Here is a 13,197-nt window from a genome sequence, read left to right on the forward strand (position 1 = left end):
TCAATGCGCCGTCGTCTGCGAGAACAGGTTGATGACGACGACTCCCGAGACGATCAGGGCGATGCCGACGAAGGCCGCGGCATCCAGCATCTGACGGAACATCACGAAGGCGACGGCGGCTGTCAGGATAATGCCGACCCCGCCCCAGATCGCATAGGCGATGCTCAAGGGAATCACCCGGATCGCCACCGACAGTGCGTAGAACGAGGCGACATAGAACAGCACCATCGCCAGCGTCGGCCAGGGCCGTGTGAACTGCGCGGATTGCTGCAGCAAGGCGGACGCCGTCACCTCGAACAGGATGGCGAGGGCAAGCGCTGCATAGGAGGTGAGGGCGGACGTCATGGCGGTCTCGACAGTGGGTGCGAAAGATACCGCTCGGTAGGAGGTTGAGCACGCGCGACACGGCTTTCGTCGGGAGAAGGTATTGCGTGCGAGTGACGAGCCTGCGACAGGTCGGAACCTGTGGTGCGATGAGGGTGCGAACGCCGAGCCACCGCGCGATGAATCACGCGATGGCGCCGAGTGTCACAGAGCTTTCGATGCGGTCCTAATTGATCCGCACGGAAAGTTCGACGTCCTCTGCGAAGGGCGTGGACATGTAGCCGCTGTCAGATGCGCGCACGCGCGCCAGATAGTCCGGGCTGAAGTCGGCGTTGTCGGCGACGATGATCGCGCCGGGGTTCAGGCGGTCTTCGACAAGATCGAGGATCTCAGGGTAGAGCGCCTTGGCGCCATCGAGCAACACGAGATCGATCCGTTCGGGCAGATCGGCGCTCAATGTCTTCAGCGCATCGCCTTCGCGGATCTCGACGAGATCGATCAGCCCGCCGGCCGAGAGGTTCTCGCGCGCCCGCGCCGCCTTGGACGGTTCGAACTCGCTGGTGATGAGCCGGCCGCCGCCATTGTCACGCAAGCCTGCGGCCAAATGCAGCGTCGAGATGCCGAACGAGGTGCCGAACTCGACGATCGCCCTCGCTCGGGAGCTGCGCGCCAGCATGTAGAGCAGCTGAGCGGTCTCGCGCGAGACCGCCAGCGGTGCGTCCTTCAGACGTGCGTAGAGGTCGCGGTAATCGGTCTTGCTTCGCATCATCCTTGCGCGGTCGGCGTCGCTCAAATCGGCGAACGCCGGCTTGCGCTGCGCCCTCTGCGGCTTCGGCCTGGCTGAACAGGCGATCGAGCAGCGGCGCAAGCGATGTGATCGTTGGGGTGGCCATTGGATGTCTCCAGAGTTGGTGGCGAAGCGGGTGCTTGCGTACGAACTGAAATACGATTAATTCGTCGCATTTCCTATTCGCATTCCCCAGGGCGTCCGATGGCCGACCGTCGAAGTCGTTCGGTTTCCTCACGAAAACAGCCGCAGCAGGCCCGCTCCAATGAGCTGGTGGCGGCCATTCTGGATGCCGCTATTCAGGTCCTGGCAAAGGAGGGCGCGCAGCGTTTCACCACTGCGCGGGTGGCTGAGCGGGCCGGGGTGAGCGTTGGCTCGCTCTACCAATATTTTCCGAACAAGGCGGCCATCCTGTTTCGTCTGCAAAGCGACGAGTGGCGGAGCACGAGCGAGCTCCTGCGCGGCATTCTCGCTGACCGTACGAAGCCGCCACCGGAGCGACTCCGCGCGCTGGTCCACGCCTTCATACGCTCCGAATGCGACGAGGCTGCGATCCGTGGTGCGCTCAGCGATGCCGCACCGCTTTATCGTGATGCACCCGAGGCGCAGGAGGCGCGCGCAGCGGGCGAGGGCGTGGTTGCGGTCTTCATGCGGGAGGCGCTGCCAAAAGCCATGGAGGCGACACGCGAGCTCGCCGGGGAGCTGATCAAGAGGACGCTGGGCGAGGTCGGAAAGCGGTTCTCCGAGACGCCACGCAGCGAGGCGGACATCAGGCGTTACGCCGACGGGATGGCCGACATGTTCTGCGCCTATCTCGATGAGCTTGCGCGACGCGAACGTCATTCCTGACATCCGCGTTTGCCCAATAGCGTTGGGGCAGGCCGAGCTCTACGCTTGCGCCGGGGCGCGATTGCTTTTAGGGACCTCTGCATGCTCGTCATCTCCATTCAAAGCCAGGTGGTCCACGGCCATGTCGGTAACAGCGCTGCGGCCTACGCCATGCAGGCGGAGGGCGTGAACGTCGCCGCCGTACCAACGACGCTGCTGTCGAACCACCCGCGTTATCCGACCCTGCGCGGGCGCGTGCTCGATGCCGAGCTGGTCGCCGATCTGCTGAGGGGTGTCGAGGAGCGGGACCTCGTCGATGAGGCCGCGGTGCTTGTCACCGGCTATGTCGGCTCGCCCGACAATGCTGTCGTCGTCGCCGACTTCGTCGAACGCGCGCTGTCGCGAAACGCGAAGCTCGTCTATCTCTGCGACCCCGTCATCGGGGATGACGGCCGCGTCTATGTCGCCGACGGCATTTTGGACGTGCTGCGGCATCGCCTGTTGCCTTCAGCGCATTTGGTCACGCCGAACCAGTTCGAGCTGGAGTTGCTCTCTGGCGCCAAGATCGCCGACACGGATGCCTTGCGGACGGCAGCTGCTGCGCTTGCGGGACACCGCCGGATCGACGTTGTCGCCACCGGCTGCACACTCCTCGACACTCCGGCAGGACAGGTGGAGACGATTTTGTGCGCCGACGGGCAATTGTCGCGTTTTGCGACCCCGCGCGTGCCGATCAGCCCCTACGGCACCGGTGATCTCCTCACCGGCCTGATTGCGGCGCACCTCGCCAAGGGCATGGCGATCGAGGCGTCGGTGCGGCTCGCGGTCGAGACGATCTTCGCTGTGCTCCTTCGCACCCAGCAGTCGGGATCGGCCGAGATGCGTCTCGTGCCGTTGCCGACGTCAGGTCCATAAGACCAGGATCACGTCGTGCGTTTCCTTCCGGCTGACTGTGCCGACTTCTGCGATTTTGCCGCGCTCTTCTGCTCGCGTGCGGCCTGGGCCTTCGGCGGCTTGGCGCTCGCCACAGTTCGCGCTTTTTTCGATTTGGTATTGGCGGCTTCCTTGCGGTCGGTCGCAACGCCGCGCTTGGAGATGTATTCCGCACCGTCGATCGGACCCACATGCGGCGGATCGCGACCGAGATAGGGCCGGCCGATGCCGAGCGCCTTGGCGTTGGCATCGACCCATTTCCACAACACTTCCGTTGAGGCCCAGCGTTGCGCGCGGTTGTTGCCCTGGGTGCTGACGATGTCGGCCGCCATGCCGTGGCCATAACCGCCGCGAAGACTGCCGCCGTGATAGGAGCGGTTGGAGGCCGCCTTCAGGCCGCTTGCAATCTCCTGGCGGTAGTCGTCGCGAAACGCGCTGGTGATGCCCGGCGACAGGCCGGCGGCTTCCGCTGCGAGCAGCATGTGAAACAGCTTCTGCTTGAAGCTCTTGTCCATGCCGCCGATCACGTAGTCCATCAGCGGCATATTGGCGTGTGCGGCCGCCTTCGGATCTTTCCAGGAAAAATCCTCGTCGACGAGTTTCGTGAAGCTGCGCATCACCGTGACCGTCCTGCCCTTGCGCCTGATGGTGACGGCGCGGCGGTCTTCGACCTTGATCGAATCTTCCTTTGGCGTGCGCTGATAGAGCGCCCAGAGATAGCGGTCGATGCAGGCATCCATGGCGAAGCATTCGTCGAGCACGGCCACGGTATCTGCGGGCGGCGGCTTGCTTTCGGCCACAGGCCCGCTTGCGATCGCGGCGGGCGACAGCGCGTCTTGCGGCACGACGTCGCCGGGATCGGCGGAGGCGAGGTTGATGGGCGGCGCCTGGGCAGGTTCAGCCGCGGCTTCGCTTGCGACGGGCACAGGTTCAGCGGCTTCGCTCGTGACAGCAGGCGCAGGTTCGGGCGCGATCTGAGGGGGCGTTGGGCCCGCAGGCACGATGTCGGTAGGATCGGCCGAGGCGATCTGGACGGTGGGGGCGGGCGCTTCGGGCGGTGACGCTTCAACTGTCGCCACAACCGGCGTCGTGGCCGCTGCGGCCGCGATATCGGCGGTCAGCGCGATGCCATCGTCGATCGTCGCAGCGCGCGGGATATCGGCGAGCTCAAGGCGGCTGAGATCTTTGGCGCGGGAAACGGCGGCTGCATCGGCGCCGCCATTCTCGATCAGCGCAGGGGCATAGGCGGAGAACGAGAGCGCCAGCCAGCCGACCATCACGGCCGAGGGGCACGAGACCGCCACAAGAAGAGACCGCCGATCATTCATGATCCCCGCCTCCAAAGTTCGCCAACGAACCCGATTGCACAGCCAAGTACGCGGCGGGTCAATTGTTCGGTGGACGACGTGGCGGTGCAATGGTGCAAATGCCCCAAAACCGGGTTTTTCAAGCCGGTGTTGCTGGAATGCAACTACTGGTTCCCGCTCCAATGGGGGGCAACGTCGGCGCGGCAGCGGGCAATCGCGCTGGCGACCATTGAAATCATCGATGCGCTCGGCACCAAGCTTGTCGCGAAGCTGCAATCACTTGCCAGTGCGTTGGATTACACACCACCAGTGTCGCGCATCGATGCGCGGGATGAGAATGGTCAGCAAGAAAACCCGCGGTCACGCGCGACTTGTGTACCGGCGTTCGCAACGAGTGTGATCTCTTTAATAGTTGTTTTGCAGATCGCGGCGCTTGATGCGGGCGCCGCATATTGGCGGCCAAGAAATCTTTTTCATAATGGAGTTCGTCATGCCTGTTGCGCAAAAAGCTGTTGTCGCCGCCACGTCGCTGCGTGAGTTCGTCATCCGTCACCTCGCGCTGTTTGCAGCCGCCGCGCTGTTCGTATTCGTGCTGAGCCTGACCTATGGGCTCGATCTCAGCCCCGGCTTCTTCTGAGCGTCGCGGCCGGCCTCAGCCGCCGGCCCGCGTCGCTCGCCTCACGCCTTCTTCACGAATTCCGACTTCAGGTTCATCGCGCCGATGCCGTCGATCTTGCAGGCGATGTTGTGGCCGTCCGTCGCGTCCTGCAGGCGGATGTTGCGGACCTTGGTCCCGCCTTTCACGACCGACGAGGAGCCCTTGACCTTGAGGTCCTTCATCACGATGACGCTGTCGCCATCGCTGAGCACATTGCCATGGGCGTCGCGCACGCCGGCATCCGCGGGCGCCTCCGCGGTGCTGCCGGCCGTGGAGCTCCATTCATGGCCGCACTCCGGGCAGATCCAGAGATCGCGGTCCTGATAGGCGTGCTCCGACTGGCAGGCGGGGCATTTGGTGGCGTCGCTCATGATGGGTCGTGTCTCGCAGCTGTCCTTGCGCTGCGCACCGTAGGGGCGAAGCCGCGCAATGCAAGGAAAACCAGGGCTATTACGCGTCCATGAACCGTGCCGTGCCCGATACCAGGATCGAGCTACCCTTGGCGGCGCCGATCGCGGCACCGATCAGCGAGCGCGCGCCCATGTCTTCGCCCTGGACGATGTCGATGGCGCCGCCATGCGGCCAGCCGATGTCGCGCAAATAGCCTGCGAACGCGGCGGCGGCCGCACCCGTGGCGGGATCCTCGACCACCCCGCCGGCGGCAAAGGCATTGCGCACATGGAACAGGCGCGGTGTCCCCAGCGTCACCAGGGCGATGGTGACGAGGCCCGCTTGCTGCATCAGCGCGCGGCCGCGATCGAAATCATAGCTCATGCGCGCGAGCGCGTCGCGCGATTTCAGCGCCAGCATGACATGATCGGCCCCGCCGTGAATTCTCGCGGGCGGGAGGCGGGGATCGAGATCGGAGGCCGCATAGCCGAACAGGTCGAGCAACGCATCCTGCAAGCCGGCATCGAGCGGCGCGCTGCGCGTCGGCGGCGATTGCAGCGCGGCCGCGATGGTGTCGCGGTCGCGCCGTCCCGATACGGAAATGACCGCATCGTTCAGATGCAGCCCAAAGCTGCGATCGCCGTAGCGGTGCGCCAGAGCCGCACCGAGCGCGATGGTGGCGTGGCCGCAGAACGGCACCTCCATGGCCGGCGAAAAATAACGCACGCGCCAGGCCTCGCCTGCGGGCGCGGCAAAGGCGGTCTCGGAAAAGCCGACCTCAGCCGCGATCGCCTGCATCGCCGACGCATCGGGCAAGGCGTCGCCGATCCAGACACCGGCGGGATTGCCGCCGATGTTGCCGTCGGAGAAGGCGGCGATGCGGAGAACTGTCATGAGGTCATCCTGATGTAGCGGCGGCTTCGTAGGGCGGCAGAGCGCAAGCGAAACCGATCGTTCGGCGGGCTGTTGATGGGTTTCGCGTGCACTCAACCTATCCTACAACAGCGCGGATCGTCCGAGGAAGTTGAAGCTGAATTTGCTTGCCTTGCCGGGCGTCCTCCCGCACTCTTTCCCGCGAAGGAGATCAACGCATGAAGATCATGACTGTCGCCTGTGCGCTTGGAACCGCCCTGGTGCTGCTGGGGTCATCAGGTGCTGATGCGAGGGCGCGGAGGGCTGTCGTCGTTCACGCTCCACAGGAACGGCTCGTCGTCACGGCGCCCGTGCTGAGGCCGACGCCGTGGGATTACAACGTCGTTCCGCGCTATCGTTATCGCCCCGAAGACGATCGCGTCGATCCTTACGGCCCGCCGCTGGTGCCGTCCTATATTCGTTACGAGGGATGGCGCTGGCCCTATTGGTGGTAGGGAGCGCTCAGCCGCACAAGGCGACATGGCAAGAAAGCCATCAAGAAAGCTGAAGACCTACCGGACCTCGCTCGGCTTCTACGACCAGGCGGTCGCCGCACCTTCGATGAAGGCGGCGCTGGACGCCTGGGGCGCCAAGTCCAACCTGTTTCATCAGGGCATCGCCAAGGAGACCGACGACCCCGACATCGTCGCCGCGACCATGGCGGCCCCCGGTGTCGTGCTCAGGCGGGCGGTAGGATCGGACGGCCCGTTCAGCGAGCACGCCGCATTGCCGACCGATCTCGCCGGCGACGAGGACAAGCCGAAATCCAGGTCTAAAGTTAAGTCTAAATCCAAGTCTAAATCCAAGTCTAAATCAAAGAAGCGCCCGATCAAGAGTCCGGCCAAGGATGCGGCGAAGTCCGGGACCGACGATCGACAGGCGCGAGCGGCCGCTGCGGCGTTTGCCAGGGAAGAGCAGCGACGCGAAAGCGCGCGCCGCAAGGAAGAGTCCGCCCGCGCCAAGGCGCGCGCGCGCCGGGACAAGGCGCTCGCTTCCGCGCAGGCGGCGCTGGACCAAGCAAGGCAGGACCACCAGGCCCGGGCTGAGGCGATCGAGGCCGAGCGCGCTGCGCTGGATGAACGGGCCGCGTCGGAACACGGCCGTTGGGACAAGCAGCGGATCAAGCTCGAGCAGGCGGTTCGTCGCGCGCGCGAGTAGGCGCGCGGTTTGAGCGCTCCTGTCCTTTCGTCGTAGCTTCGCGCGACCTCCGGGATGTTGCCAAACGCGGGGCGATGGCGAACATTGCTTGCCGATCTCGACTGGGCATTTGTCCAGCCCCGATCGAAACGATCCAAATGGGGGGAGCTGGCAATGAAACGTTTGAGCTTGCGAATTTTCGTCCTTGCCGTTGCCACGTTGGTTGTTGCCGCGGTCCATCCCGCATCCGCGCAGATCGTGGCTCTCGGCCACAGCGCCGTTCACGGCAACGTCTCGGAGTCCGAGATGTGGCCGGCCGTGTTGGAGGGATTGCTGCGCGCGAGAGGCTCCCAGGTTCACGTCACCAATGCCGGCGTCTGGGGCGAGACCACCGATGCGACGCTGGCGCGTACGCGGAGTGCCGTCCCCGATGGGACCAGGCTCGTCCTCCTCTGCGACAACCCGGCCAATGACGTCAGGCACAATATGAGCCCGGTCAGGGCCATGCAGAACATCGCCGCCATCAAGAGCCAGTTGAAGGCACGGGGCATCCGGGTCATCGACGTCTGGGGGACCTACATGTCGATCTGGCGGCAGCCGGGCAACGTCGGCCCCGACGGCCGTCATCTGAGCGTCGAGGGCAACAAGAAGATGGCCGCGGCGGTGGTGGGGTTGGTGAGATAGGCCTTCGCGGAGACGGCGCGCCTTAGCCCTTTCGGATCAGCCGCCAGCGGCCTGGCGTGGCACCAACGGCCGCCGCGAAAGATCTCGTGAAGTGGCTCTGATCGGCGAAGCCGCATTTGATCGCGATTTCGGTCAGGGAGAGCGTCGAGTTGAGCAGTAGGGCCTTGCTTTCCTCGATGCGTTGATTCATCAGCCATCGGTGCGGCGGTGCCCCAACGCTAATTCTGAACGCGCGAGCAAAGTGGGCTGCTGACAAGCCGCATTCGCCGGCGATCTGGGCCAAAGAGATTTCGCCACCCAGATTCGTGCGGATGAGTGCCTTCGCGGTCCGAAGCTGCCATGGCGCCAAGCCGCTGCGGAAAGAGCGCTTGCCGGGTCTGCTGATCGCATATTTGCGCAGGAAATGGGTATTGAGAGCCATCGAAATATAACCGACGAACAGCTCGTTTGCCTCTTGAGGTCTCTGCAATGCCGGCAGCAGGCAGCGCCCCAAATGTGCCACCACGGGATCGGAAATATTCGTGCCGGCTACGACGTCATATTGCAGGCGCCCAAGCTCAAGCTCGGCCCCCAGCTTACTCAGTCCATTGTGCGGCACATGGAGGTACAGGAAGTCGAATGGATCATGAAAGTGAATGATCGTTTCGCATCGTAGATCGTAGATGGTCGTCTCGTCTTTCAAGGCGCCCTTGCGTATGTGCCGGCCGTCGACCCATATCTCGCCTCTCTGATGCTGTAGCCGAATGCAAAGCCCAAAGGCCTCGTCGGGGGTGGATGGCAATGTCGGCTCACCGACCGGCCCGGAATACGTTATCCAGACGGCGGCAAACGCGGCTTTCTCGAACGATCTGACAGTTCCCGAGTTCGGCTGCCGGAGCATGGGAAATAGCTTCGCAAAGCGATCTCCATAGCGGCTGGCGTTGGTCACGCTCCGCTCCCGATGCGCCTACAGAGCCGATTGGTACAATCTGCGACCGGCCATGCCGCCGCAGCATTTCCTCGCAGGCGCGATTTGTTCAACCTTGGTTCAAGATGTTCAAGCGCAACCGGGCCGATCCGCTTAGAATTCGGCAATACGCCGATTACCTCGGCAGCATTGATGTATTTCAAAGTAATTAAATTGTAGGCGCCGGTGCGGACCAACCTAAGCTTCCTGGAAGCGCTCGTGCGCGCGGCTCGCTCTCGCTTGGCCATGTTGCTGGACCGACTTACTGAATTGCAGGCCGGGACAAGCGCCCCGAGCGGCGGGAATTCTCGTGACTTCAATCCAGGCGACCGCGGGTATGTTCTGGCTGGTGCAGCCGAGGATTTGACCGCCATTGTCACGGTGATGGACCGGATGGTCGGCGAGCTGCTGTTGGAGTCGACGCGATCTCCGGCATCTGGCGGACATTTGTCCAGCAACGTCCTCAACGTCAACTTTCGACAACGGCGATTGCCGGGCGGGCGAAAGCAGAGCAATCCGTCGGCCGCCGCTGCCGATGAAACCGTGAGGCGGACGACATGCTTGATGATTTCGTTGCTGGAGGTCGTAACCGCATTGGAAGAAGCGGTTGCGCAATTGCATCCGCTGAATGCCGCAGAAAGGGCAGACAATCGATAGCAACCGCTCCGTTGGTGCCAAGGCCGCGCCAGTCTTACATGCGCGTTCGGTCGGGCGCGCATGTCCGGGCGGGTATGCGAGCGCCGCCCGCGTGGCTGTCGCTCAGCGGAGATGGACGTCATTCGCCCGTCACCTATGCTCTCTCTCCAAGGTTGCACCATGCGAGGCGATCGGGCCCGCGCAAGCGACATGCTGCCCTATAACGATAGATAAAATATTTTTTACGATCGATAAAGACGTTTTACAAGCATGTTTTCACGACCCCGAACGGAGCTCGACCAACTCTGCGAAGCAACTAAAAGTAGAGTTGGCGGTCGAGCCCGAGCGCGAGGAAAGTTCAGGCTGTTCGGCTGGCTGGAAGCTAAGAGGGCAGGAAAAAGCGCGATCGAAAAATGGGCTAGGCGCCTGATCTGGTGGGGGGCCGGATCGTCGGCTGATCGGTGGCTTCGAGCCCAAGTCCGCCAAAAACCAGCTGTGCGATCGTCGCTTTTGCAGAATCGAAATCTGCCTCTTCCAGCTGCCTTTTGCCCTTCATGATGATCATCTGGCTCGAGAAGTCGGCATAAGCTTGGGTCATTGCCCAGATGCAGAAGAAGAGATCCACCGCGCTGATCGAGCGAATGGACCCGCTCGCCGCCCATTGCTCCAGCGTCGCGACCTTGTCGAGCAGCAATGGAGTTGAGACCTTCTCGATGAAGCTGCCGATGAATTGTGCGCCGCTGATGATTTCGTTTGCATAGATGCGCGACAGATGAGGGTGATCTCGCGAAAAATCGAGTTTTTTATGGATATAGCGCATGAGGATGGTCTTGATGTCGGACGTCGTGTCCAGATTATCCATGTCCCGTGCCCACATATTCATCGCGCGTTCCAGCACTGCGCGGTACAGATCCTCCTTGTCATCGAAATAGTAGTATATGTGCGGTTTTGCGATCGATGCCTTCTTGGCAATCAGAGCAGTCGTCGCCCCGCGGTAGCCGAAATGCCCAAATACGAACTCGGCCGCATCAAGGATCTTTTCTTCGACGTCAGGGCCCGGCGCAGCAGCCTTGCGGCCGCCTTTTGGCGTGCGGCGGATTCGAAAGAGCTTGAGCTTGTCGGAAGGCGTGGCAGTCATAGGGCCTCGTCGGGAGCGTAGCCTCCGGCAGGAAGGCTGAAAGGCAATGTTTGGATCGGGACCGGCGATTCCCAACGCAGGTTGCCCTTGCCGTCCAGTATTTTCAAGCGGTTAGGCTGGGTGATGGTAGGATCGAACAGCTTTCGAGCACACCGTCGGCAGCCCCATATCAGGTACTTCGGGCCGAGCGCCAACGTCCTGGAGTTGTTCCCACCCTGGCGGAGAAGGCTCTCGTGAAGTGACTTTGATCGGCAAAACCGCACCTGATTGCGATTTCAGTGAGCGACAATGTCGATCCGATCAGCAAAGCCTTGCTTTCCTCAATGCGCTGATCGATCAGCCAGCGATGTGGCGGCGTCCCTGTGCTGACCTTGAAAGCGCGGGAAAAATGCGCTGCCGACAGACCGCATTCGCTGGCGATGCGCGCGAGAGAGACCTCTCCATCGAGATGGGACCGTATCATATCTTTCGCGATCCGAAGTTGCCACGCCGTCAATCCGCTGCGGCGCAAGCGATCAGGCGCCGGGATGCTGGTGTACGTGCGAAGGAAATGGGTGTTGAGCGCCATCGCAACGTAGCCGACAAACAGCTCGTTCGCCTCATGCGGCCTCTCGAGCGCTGGCAACAGGCACTTGCCAAGATGCGTCACGATGGGATCGCGGATGTTTGTACCGCTCTCAACGTCGAACTGGACGCGAGCCGCATCGAGCTCGGCTGCAACGCCACTCAAGGCGCTATGCGGCAAATAGAGATAAATAAAATCAAATGGATCCTGGAATCGAACCACGGTCTCGCATCGCAAATCGTAGATGCTGGCTTCATCCATCAACGATCCTTTGGGTGCGTGGCGCCCGTCAATCCATGCCTCTGCCCTTTGATTGCGCAGTCGCAGACAAAGTGCAAATGCCTCATCTGGAGGAGAGGGCAGGGTTGGATCGCTATCTCGGCCGAAATGGGCCATGCGCACCGCCGCGAACGTTCCCTTTTGCAGGGATTTCACGAGTCCCGTTCGGGGCTGCTCGATCATCCCGAATAGTTTGGCGAGTCGGTCGCCGTAAAGTCCAACGTCATTCATGCTTTACACTCAATACGTCACCGGCAATGATTCCTGTTCGCCGGCCTCCCCGAATAGCAATTTTAGGTTGCGGTGAGTCGGACGCGGCAGACGATGACGTTCCCGCGAATCCGACAAGCTCGGGCCGGCTTTGTAGTCGGCAACATGTGATTTTTGTTGGCTTATCTTTGCCGGATCGGCTTTCGAGGCGCGCATTGATCAATCGTGGCTCAAGACGTTCAAGCGCATTGTTTGAGGCGCACCTAAAGTTGCGTTGCCATTATCGCATGGCGGCCTCTGGAGCAAATGATGTACTTCACACTCATCAGGTCGAAGGCTGCATCGGAATCGATGCAGGCCAACCTGTCATTGCTGGAAGCGCTTGTTAGAACCGCTCGATCGCGGTTCTCGACGTTGGTGGCTCAACTTTCCGACCTGCACAATCGATCTTTGCACTTCGTGCTTAGGGAGAGCGTCGACAACCCCGGCAGGCACAATGGTCATGGAGATAGCCTCGCCTGTGTCGCGCGGGATACGATCGCCGTCATCAAGGTTATGGACCGGATGGCCGACGAGCTCTTGGGCGAGTCAAAGCAATCCTTGTCGTCAGTTGGATACCTCTCGGGCAATGTCCGAGAGATCGCCTTCGGGGGGTGGCGCCTGCTTTGTGGGCAGACGTCGAACGATCTCCGCGCGGTTGCCGTCGAAGAGAAACTTCGGCGGATGCCGCGCCTGGTGATCTCACTGTTGGAGGTGGCCACGATCCTGGAGGGGACCGTCACAGATCTTGTGGCAATCGTGGAGAGCAAAACGACCGAGGGGGAAAATCGGGTCTTGAAAGACCTCTGTTTCATTCGATCATCTGCCGACTGCAATCAGAGCGATCCAGCTCGGCCCCGCGGAAGCATTCCGGCCTGACCGAGAGTCAGTGCGGTTTCCTCGAGTTGGCCATTGGATCTGGCTTGGCGTGGCCTCCCGCCATATTGGCATCTCATGTGACTGAGTGTGTGCATGCAAAGGGGGCGTTCGAATACTGTGCGCGTCGGGAAAGACAACACCTGACGTCGACTTTGATGCGGCGGGTGCCGAACCAAAAGCTTTGCGATTGGATCCGCCGGCATTCCCCGAGCTCTGGATGTCGGGAGGTGGAGGACTCGAGCCATCGGACTCATTTCCAGCCGCAGACGGATGCACCCGTGCGCGACGCCTTCGATCTCGCCGTGATCTGTTGGCACGATCATTCAGCACTGGCCGAGATCGCGCAATCGCCTGCCATTACCGATCATGTCGTGTCGTCTGCGCTGAACCGGCTGAATCTCGCCAAGCACCAGTATCAGGCCGACATCAGGAGCCTGATCAATGCGAGTCCGCGGGGCGAGGAAATCATGGACAGGGCTTGTGGGATTGCGTTGGAGGGGCTTGCGGAAATCCGGGATTTGATCCCCCGAAAGTGAGACCGGCCG

The 13,197-nt window shown here is 62.1% G+C and carries 18 protein-coding genes and 1 pseudogene; 10 read left to right on the forward strand and 9 right to left on the reverse strand.

Annotation, left to right across the window (positions count from 1 at the left end; genetic code table 11):
* Positions 1-345 carry a DMT family transporter gene (locus tag ACVW16_RS34130; RefSeq protein ID WP_456703338.1) on the reverse strand — a complete coding sequence of 115 codons (345 nt, stop codon included), beginning with the start codon at positions 343-345 and terminating at the stop codon, positions 1-3.
* A 205-nt stretch (positions 346-550) separates the two neighbouring features.
* Positions 551-1,217, reverse strand: a pseudogene (locus tag ACVW16_RS34135) (O-methyltransferase).
* A gap of 98 nt (positions 1,218-1,315) precedes the next feature.
* On the opposite strand from ACVW16_RS34135, the gene ACVW16_RS34140 reads away from it, so the two are divergent.
* On the forward strand, positions 1,316-1,960 hold the full coding sequence (locus tag ACVW16_RS34140) for a TetR family transcriptional regulator (RefSeq protein WP_456703340.1): 645 nt from the start codon (positions 1,316-1,318) through the stop codon (positions 1,958-1,960).
* Positions 1,961-2,041: 81 nt separating this feature from the next.
* Positions 2,042-2,854 carry a pyridoxal kinase gene (gene pdxY / locus ACVW16_RS34145; RefSeq protein WP_456703341.1) on the forward strand — a complete coding sequence of 271 codons (813 nt, stop codon included), beginning with the start codon at positions 2,042-2,044 and terminating at the stop codon, positions 2,852-2,854.
* An 8-nt stretch (positions 2,855-2,862) separates the two neighbouring features.
* On the opposite strand, the gene ACVW16_RS34150 is transcribed toward pdxY, so the two are convergent.
* Complete coding sequence (locus ACVW16_RS34150; RefSeq protein ID WP_456703342.1) at positions 2,863-4,200, reverse strand: hypothetical protein; 1,338 nt, start codon at positions 4,198-4,200, stop codon at positions 2,863-2,865.
* Positions 4,201-4,269: 69 nt separating this feature from the next.
* Here ACVW16_RS34150 and ACVW16_RS34155 point away from each other — a divergent pair, with 69 nt between their 5' ends.
* Positions 4,270-4,716 (forward strand): hypothetical protein, encoded by a 447-nt coding sequence (locus ACVW16_RS34155; protein ID WP_456734989.1) that lies wholly within the window; start codon positions 4,270-4,272, stop codon positions 4,714-4,716.
* A complete protein-coding gene (locus tag ACVW16_RS34160) occupies positions 4,670-4,816 on the forward strand; it encodes a hypothetical protein (protein ID WP_456703344.1) in 147 nt (48 codons plus the stop codon). Before ACVW16_RS34155 ends, ACVW16_RS34160 begins: the two co-directional genes overlap by 47 nt.
* 41 nt (positions 4,817-4,857) lie before the next feature.
* On the opposite strand, the gene ACVW16_RS34165 is transcribed toward ACVW16_RS34160, so the two are convergent.
* Both ACVW16_RS34165 and ACVW16_RS34170 read right to left on the reverse strand, forming a co-directional pair.
* Positions 4,858-5,208 (reverse strand): zinc ribbon domain-containing protein YjdM, encoded by a 351-nt coding sequence (locus tag ACVW16_RS34165; protein ID WP_456703345.1) that lies wholly within the window; start codon positions 5,206-5,208, stop codon positions 4,858-4,860.
* 79 nt (positions 5,209-5,287) lie between these two features.
* Positions 5,288-6,121, reverse strand: a complete 834-nt coding sequence (locus ACVW16_RS34170; RefSeq protein WP_456734990.1) for a PhzF family phenazine biosynthesis protein — start codon at positions 6,119-6,121, stop codon at positions 5,288-5,290.
* A gap of 197 nt (positions 6,122-6,318) precedes the next feature.
* Between ACVW16_RS34170 and ACVW16_RS34175 the strand changes: the two genes are divergently transcribed.
* The 3 genes from ACVW16_RS34175 to ACVW16_RS34185 all read left to right on the forward strand — a co-directional run bounded on the left by ACVW16_RS34175 (position 6,319) and on the right by ACVW16_RS34185 (position 7,960).
* Entirely contained in the window at positions 6,319-6,594 is a 276-nt protein-coding gene (locus ACVW16_RS34175) for a hypothetical protein (protein WP_456703347.1), read from the forward strand.
* Between the two features lie 25 nt (positions 6,595-6,619).
* Positions 6,620-7,297 (forward strand): cell envelope biogenesis protein TolA, encoded by a 678-nt coding sequence (locus tag ACVW16_RS34180; RefSeq protein ID WP_456734991.1) that lies wholly within the window; start codon positions 6,620-6,622, stop codon positions 7,295-7,297.
* Positions 7,298-7,450: 153 nt separating this feature from the next.
* The gene (locus ACVW16_RS34185; RefSeq protein ID WP_456734992.1) at positions 7,451-7,960 is read left to right on the forward strand and encodes a GDSL-type esterase/lipase family protein; all 510 of its coding nucleotides are present in this window, start codon (positions 7,451-7,453) and stop codon (positions 7,958-7,960) included.
* Between the two features lie 22 nt (positions 7,961-7,982).
* On the opposite strand, the gene ACVW16_RS34190 is transcribed toward ACVW16_RS34185, so the two are convergent.
* Positions 7,983-8,888: a helix-turn-helix domain-containing protein gene (locus ACVW16_RS34190; protein WP_456703350.1), complete on the reverse strand. Its 906-nt coding sequence runs from the start codon at positions 8,886-8,888 to the stop codon at positions 7,983-7,985.
* A 258-nt stretch (positions 8,889-9,146) separates the two neighbouring features.
* Here ACVW16_RS34190 and ACVW16_RS34195 point away from each other — a divergent pair, with 258 nt between their 5' ends.
* Positions 9,147-9,563 carry a hypothetical protein gene (locus tag ACVW16_RS34195; RefSeq protein WP_456734993.1) on the forward strand — a complete coding sequence of 139 codons (417 nt, stop codon included), beginning with the start codon at positions 9,147-9,149 and terminating at the stop codon, positions 9,561-9,563.
* 397 nt (positions 9,564-9,960) lie between these two features.
* Here ACVW16_RS34195 and ACVW16_RS34200 read toward each other — a convergent pair whose 3' ends face one another.
* The 3 genes from ACVW16_RS34200 to ACVW16_RS34210 form a co-directional block, all read right to left on the reverse strand.
* A complete protein-coding gene (locus tag ACVW16_RS34200) occupies positions 9,961-10,680 on the reverse strand; it encodes a TetR family transcriptional regulator C-terminal domain-containing protein (protein WP_456734994.1) in 720 nt (239 codons plus the stop codon).
* 169 nt (positions 10,681-10,849) lie between these two features.
* The gene (locus ACVW16_RS34205; RefSeq protein ID WP_456734995.1) at positions 10,850-11,755 is read right to left on the reverse strand and encodes a helix-turn-helix domain-containing protein; all 906 of its coding nucleotides are present in this window, start codon (positions 11,753-11,755) and stop codon (positions 10,850-10,852) included.
* A gap of 9 nt (positions 11,756-11,764) precedes the next feature.
* The gene (locus tag ACVW16_RS34210; RefSeq protein ID WP_456734996.1) at positions 11,765-11,950 is read right to left on the reverse strand and encodes a hypothetical protein; all 186 of its coding nucleotides are present in this window, start codon (positions 11,948-11,950) and stop codon (positions 11,765-11,767) included.
* Positions 11,951-12,043: 93 nt separating this feature from the next.
* Here ACVW16_RS34210 and ACVW16_RS34215 point away from each other — a divergent pair, with 93 nt between their 5' ends.
* A complete protein-coding gene (locus tag ACVW16_RS34215) occupies positions 12,044-12,652 on the forward strand; it encodes a hypothetical protein (RefSeq protein WP_456748998.1) in 609 nt (202 codons plus the stop codon).
* 278 nt (positions 12,653-12,930) lie between these two features.
* Positions 12,931-13,188, forward strand: coding sequence for a hypothetical protein (locus tag ACVW16_RS34220; RefSeq protein ID WP_456734998.1), 258 nt, complete (start codon positions 12,931-12,933; stop codon positions 13,186-13,188).
* Positions 13,189-13,197 lie beyond the last annotated feature (9 nt).

Source organism: Bradyrhizobium sp. USDA 4474, from assembly GCF_054057515.1.

Excerpts from the sequence above, each read along its gene's own strand:
- ACVW16_RS34130 (WP_456703338.1), bottom strand. The coding sequence starts at position 345 with ATGACGTCCGCCCTCACCTCCTATGCAGCGCTTGCCCTCGCCATCCTG.
- ACVW16_RS34140 (WP_456703340.1), top strand. The coding sequence starts at position 1,316 with ATGGCCGACCGTCGAAGTCGTTCGGTTTCCTCACGAAAACAGCCGCAG.
- pdxY (WP_456703341.1), top strand. The coding sequence starts at position 2,042 with ATGCTCGTCATCTCCATTCAAAGCCAGGTGGTCCACGGCCATGTCGGT.
- ACVW16_RS34150 (WP_456703342.1), bottom strand. The coding sequence starts at position 4,200 with ATGAATGATCGGCGGTCTCTTCTTGTGGCGGTCTCGTGCCCCTCGGCC.
- ACVW16_RS34160 (WP_456703344.1), top strand. The coding sequence starts at position 4,670 with ATGCCTGTTGCGCAAAAAGCTGTTGTCGCCGCCACGTCGCTGCGTGAG.
- ACVW16_RS34165 (WP_456703345.1), bottom strand. The coding sequence starts at position 5,208 with ATGAGCGACGCCACCAAATGCCCCGCCTGCCAGTCGGAGCACGCCTAT.
- ACVW16_RS34170 (WP_456734990.1), bottom strand. The coding sequence starts at position 6,121 with ATGACAGTTCTCCGCATCGCCGCCTTCTCCGACGGCAACATCGGCGGC.
- ACVW16_RS34175 (WP_456703347.1), top strand. The coding sequence starts at position 6,319 with ATGAAGATCATGACTGTCGCCTGTGCGCTTGGAACCGCCCTGGTGCTG.
- ACVW16_RS34180 (WP_456734991.1), top strand. The coding sequence starts at position 6,620 with ATGGCAAGAAAGCCATCAAGAAAGCTGAAGACCTACCGGACCTCGCTC.
- ACVW16_RS34185 (WP_456734992.1), top strand. The coding sequence starts at position 7,451 with ATGAAACGTTTGAGCTTGCGAATTTTCGTCCTTGCCGTTGCCACGTTG.
- ACVW16_RS34200 (WP_456734994.1), bottom strand. The coding sequence starts at position 10,680 with ATGACTGCCACGCCTTCCGACAAGCTCAAGCTCTTTCGAATCCGCCGC.
- ACVW16_RS34205 (WP_456734995.1), bottom strand. The coding sequence starts at position 11,755 with ATGAATGACGTTGGACTTTACGGCGACCGACTCGCCAAACTATTCGGG.
- ACVW16_RS34210 (WP_456734996.1), bottom strand. The coding sequence starts at position 11,950 with ATGCGCGCCTCGAAAGCCGATCCGGCAAAGATAAGCCAACAAAAATCA.
- ACVW16_RS34215 (WP_456748998.1), top strand. The coding sequence starts at position 12,044 with ATGTACTTCACACTCATCAGGTCGAAGGCTGCATCGGAATCGATGCAG.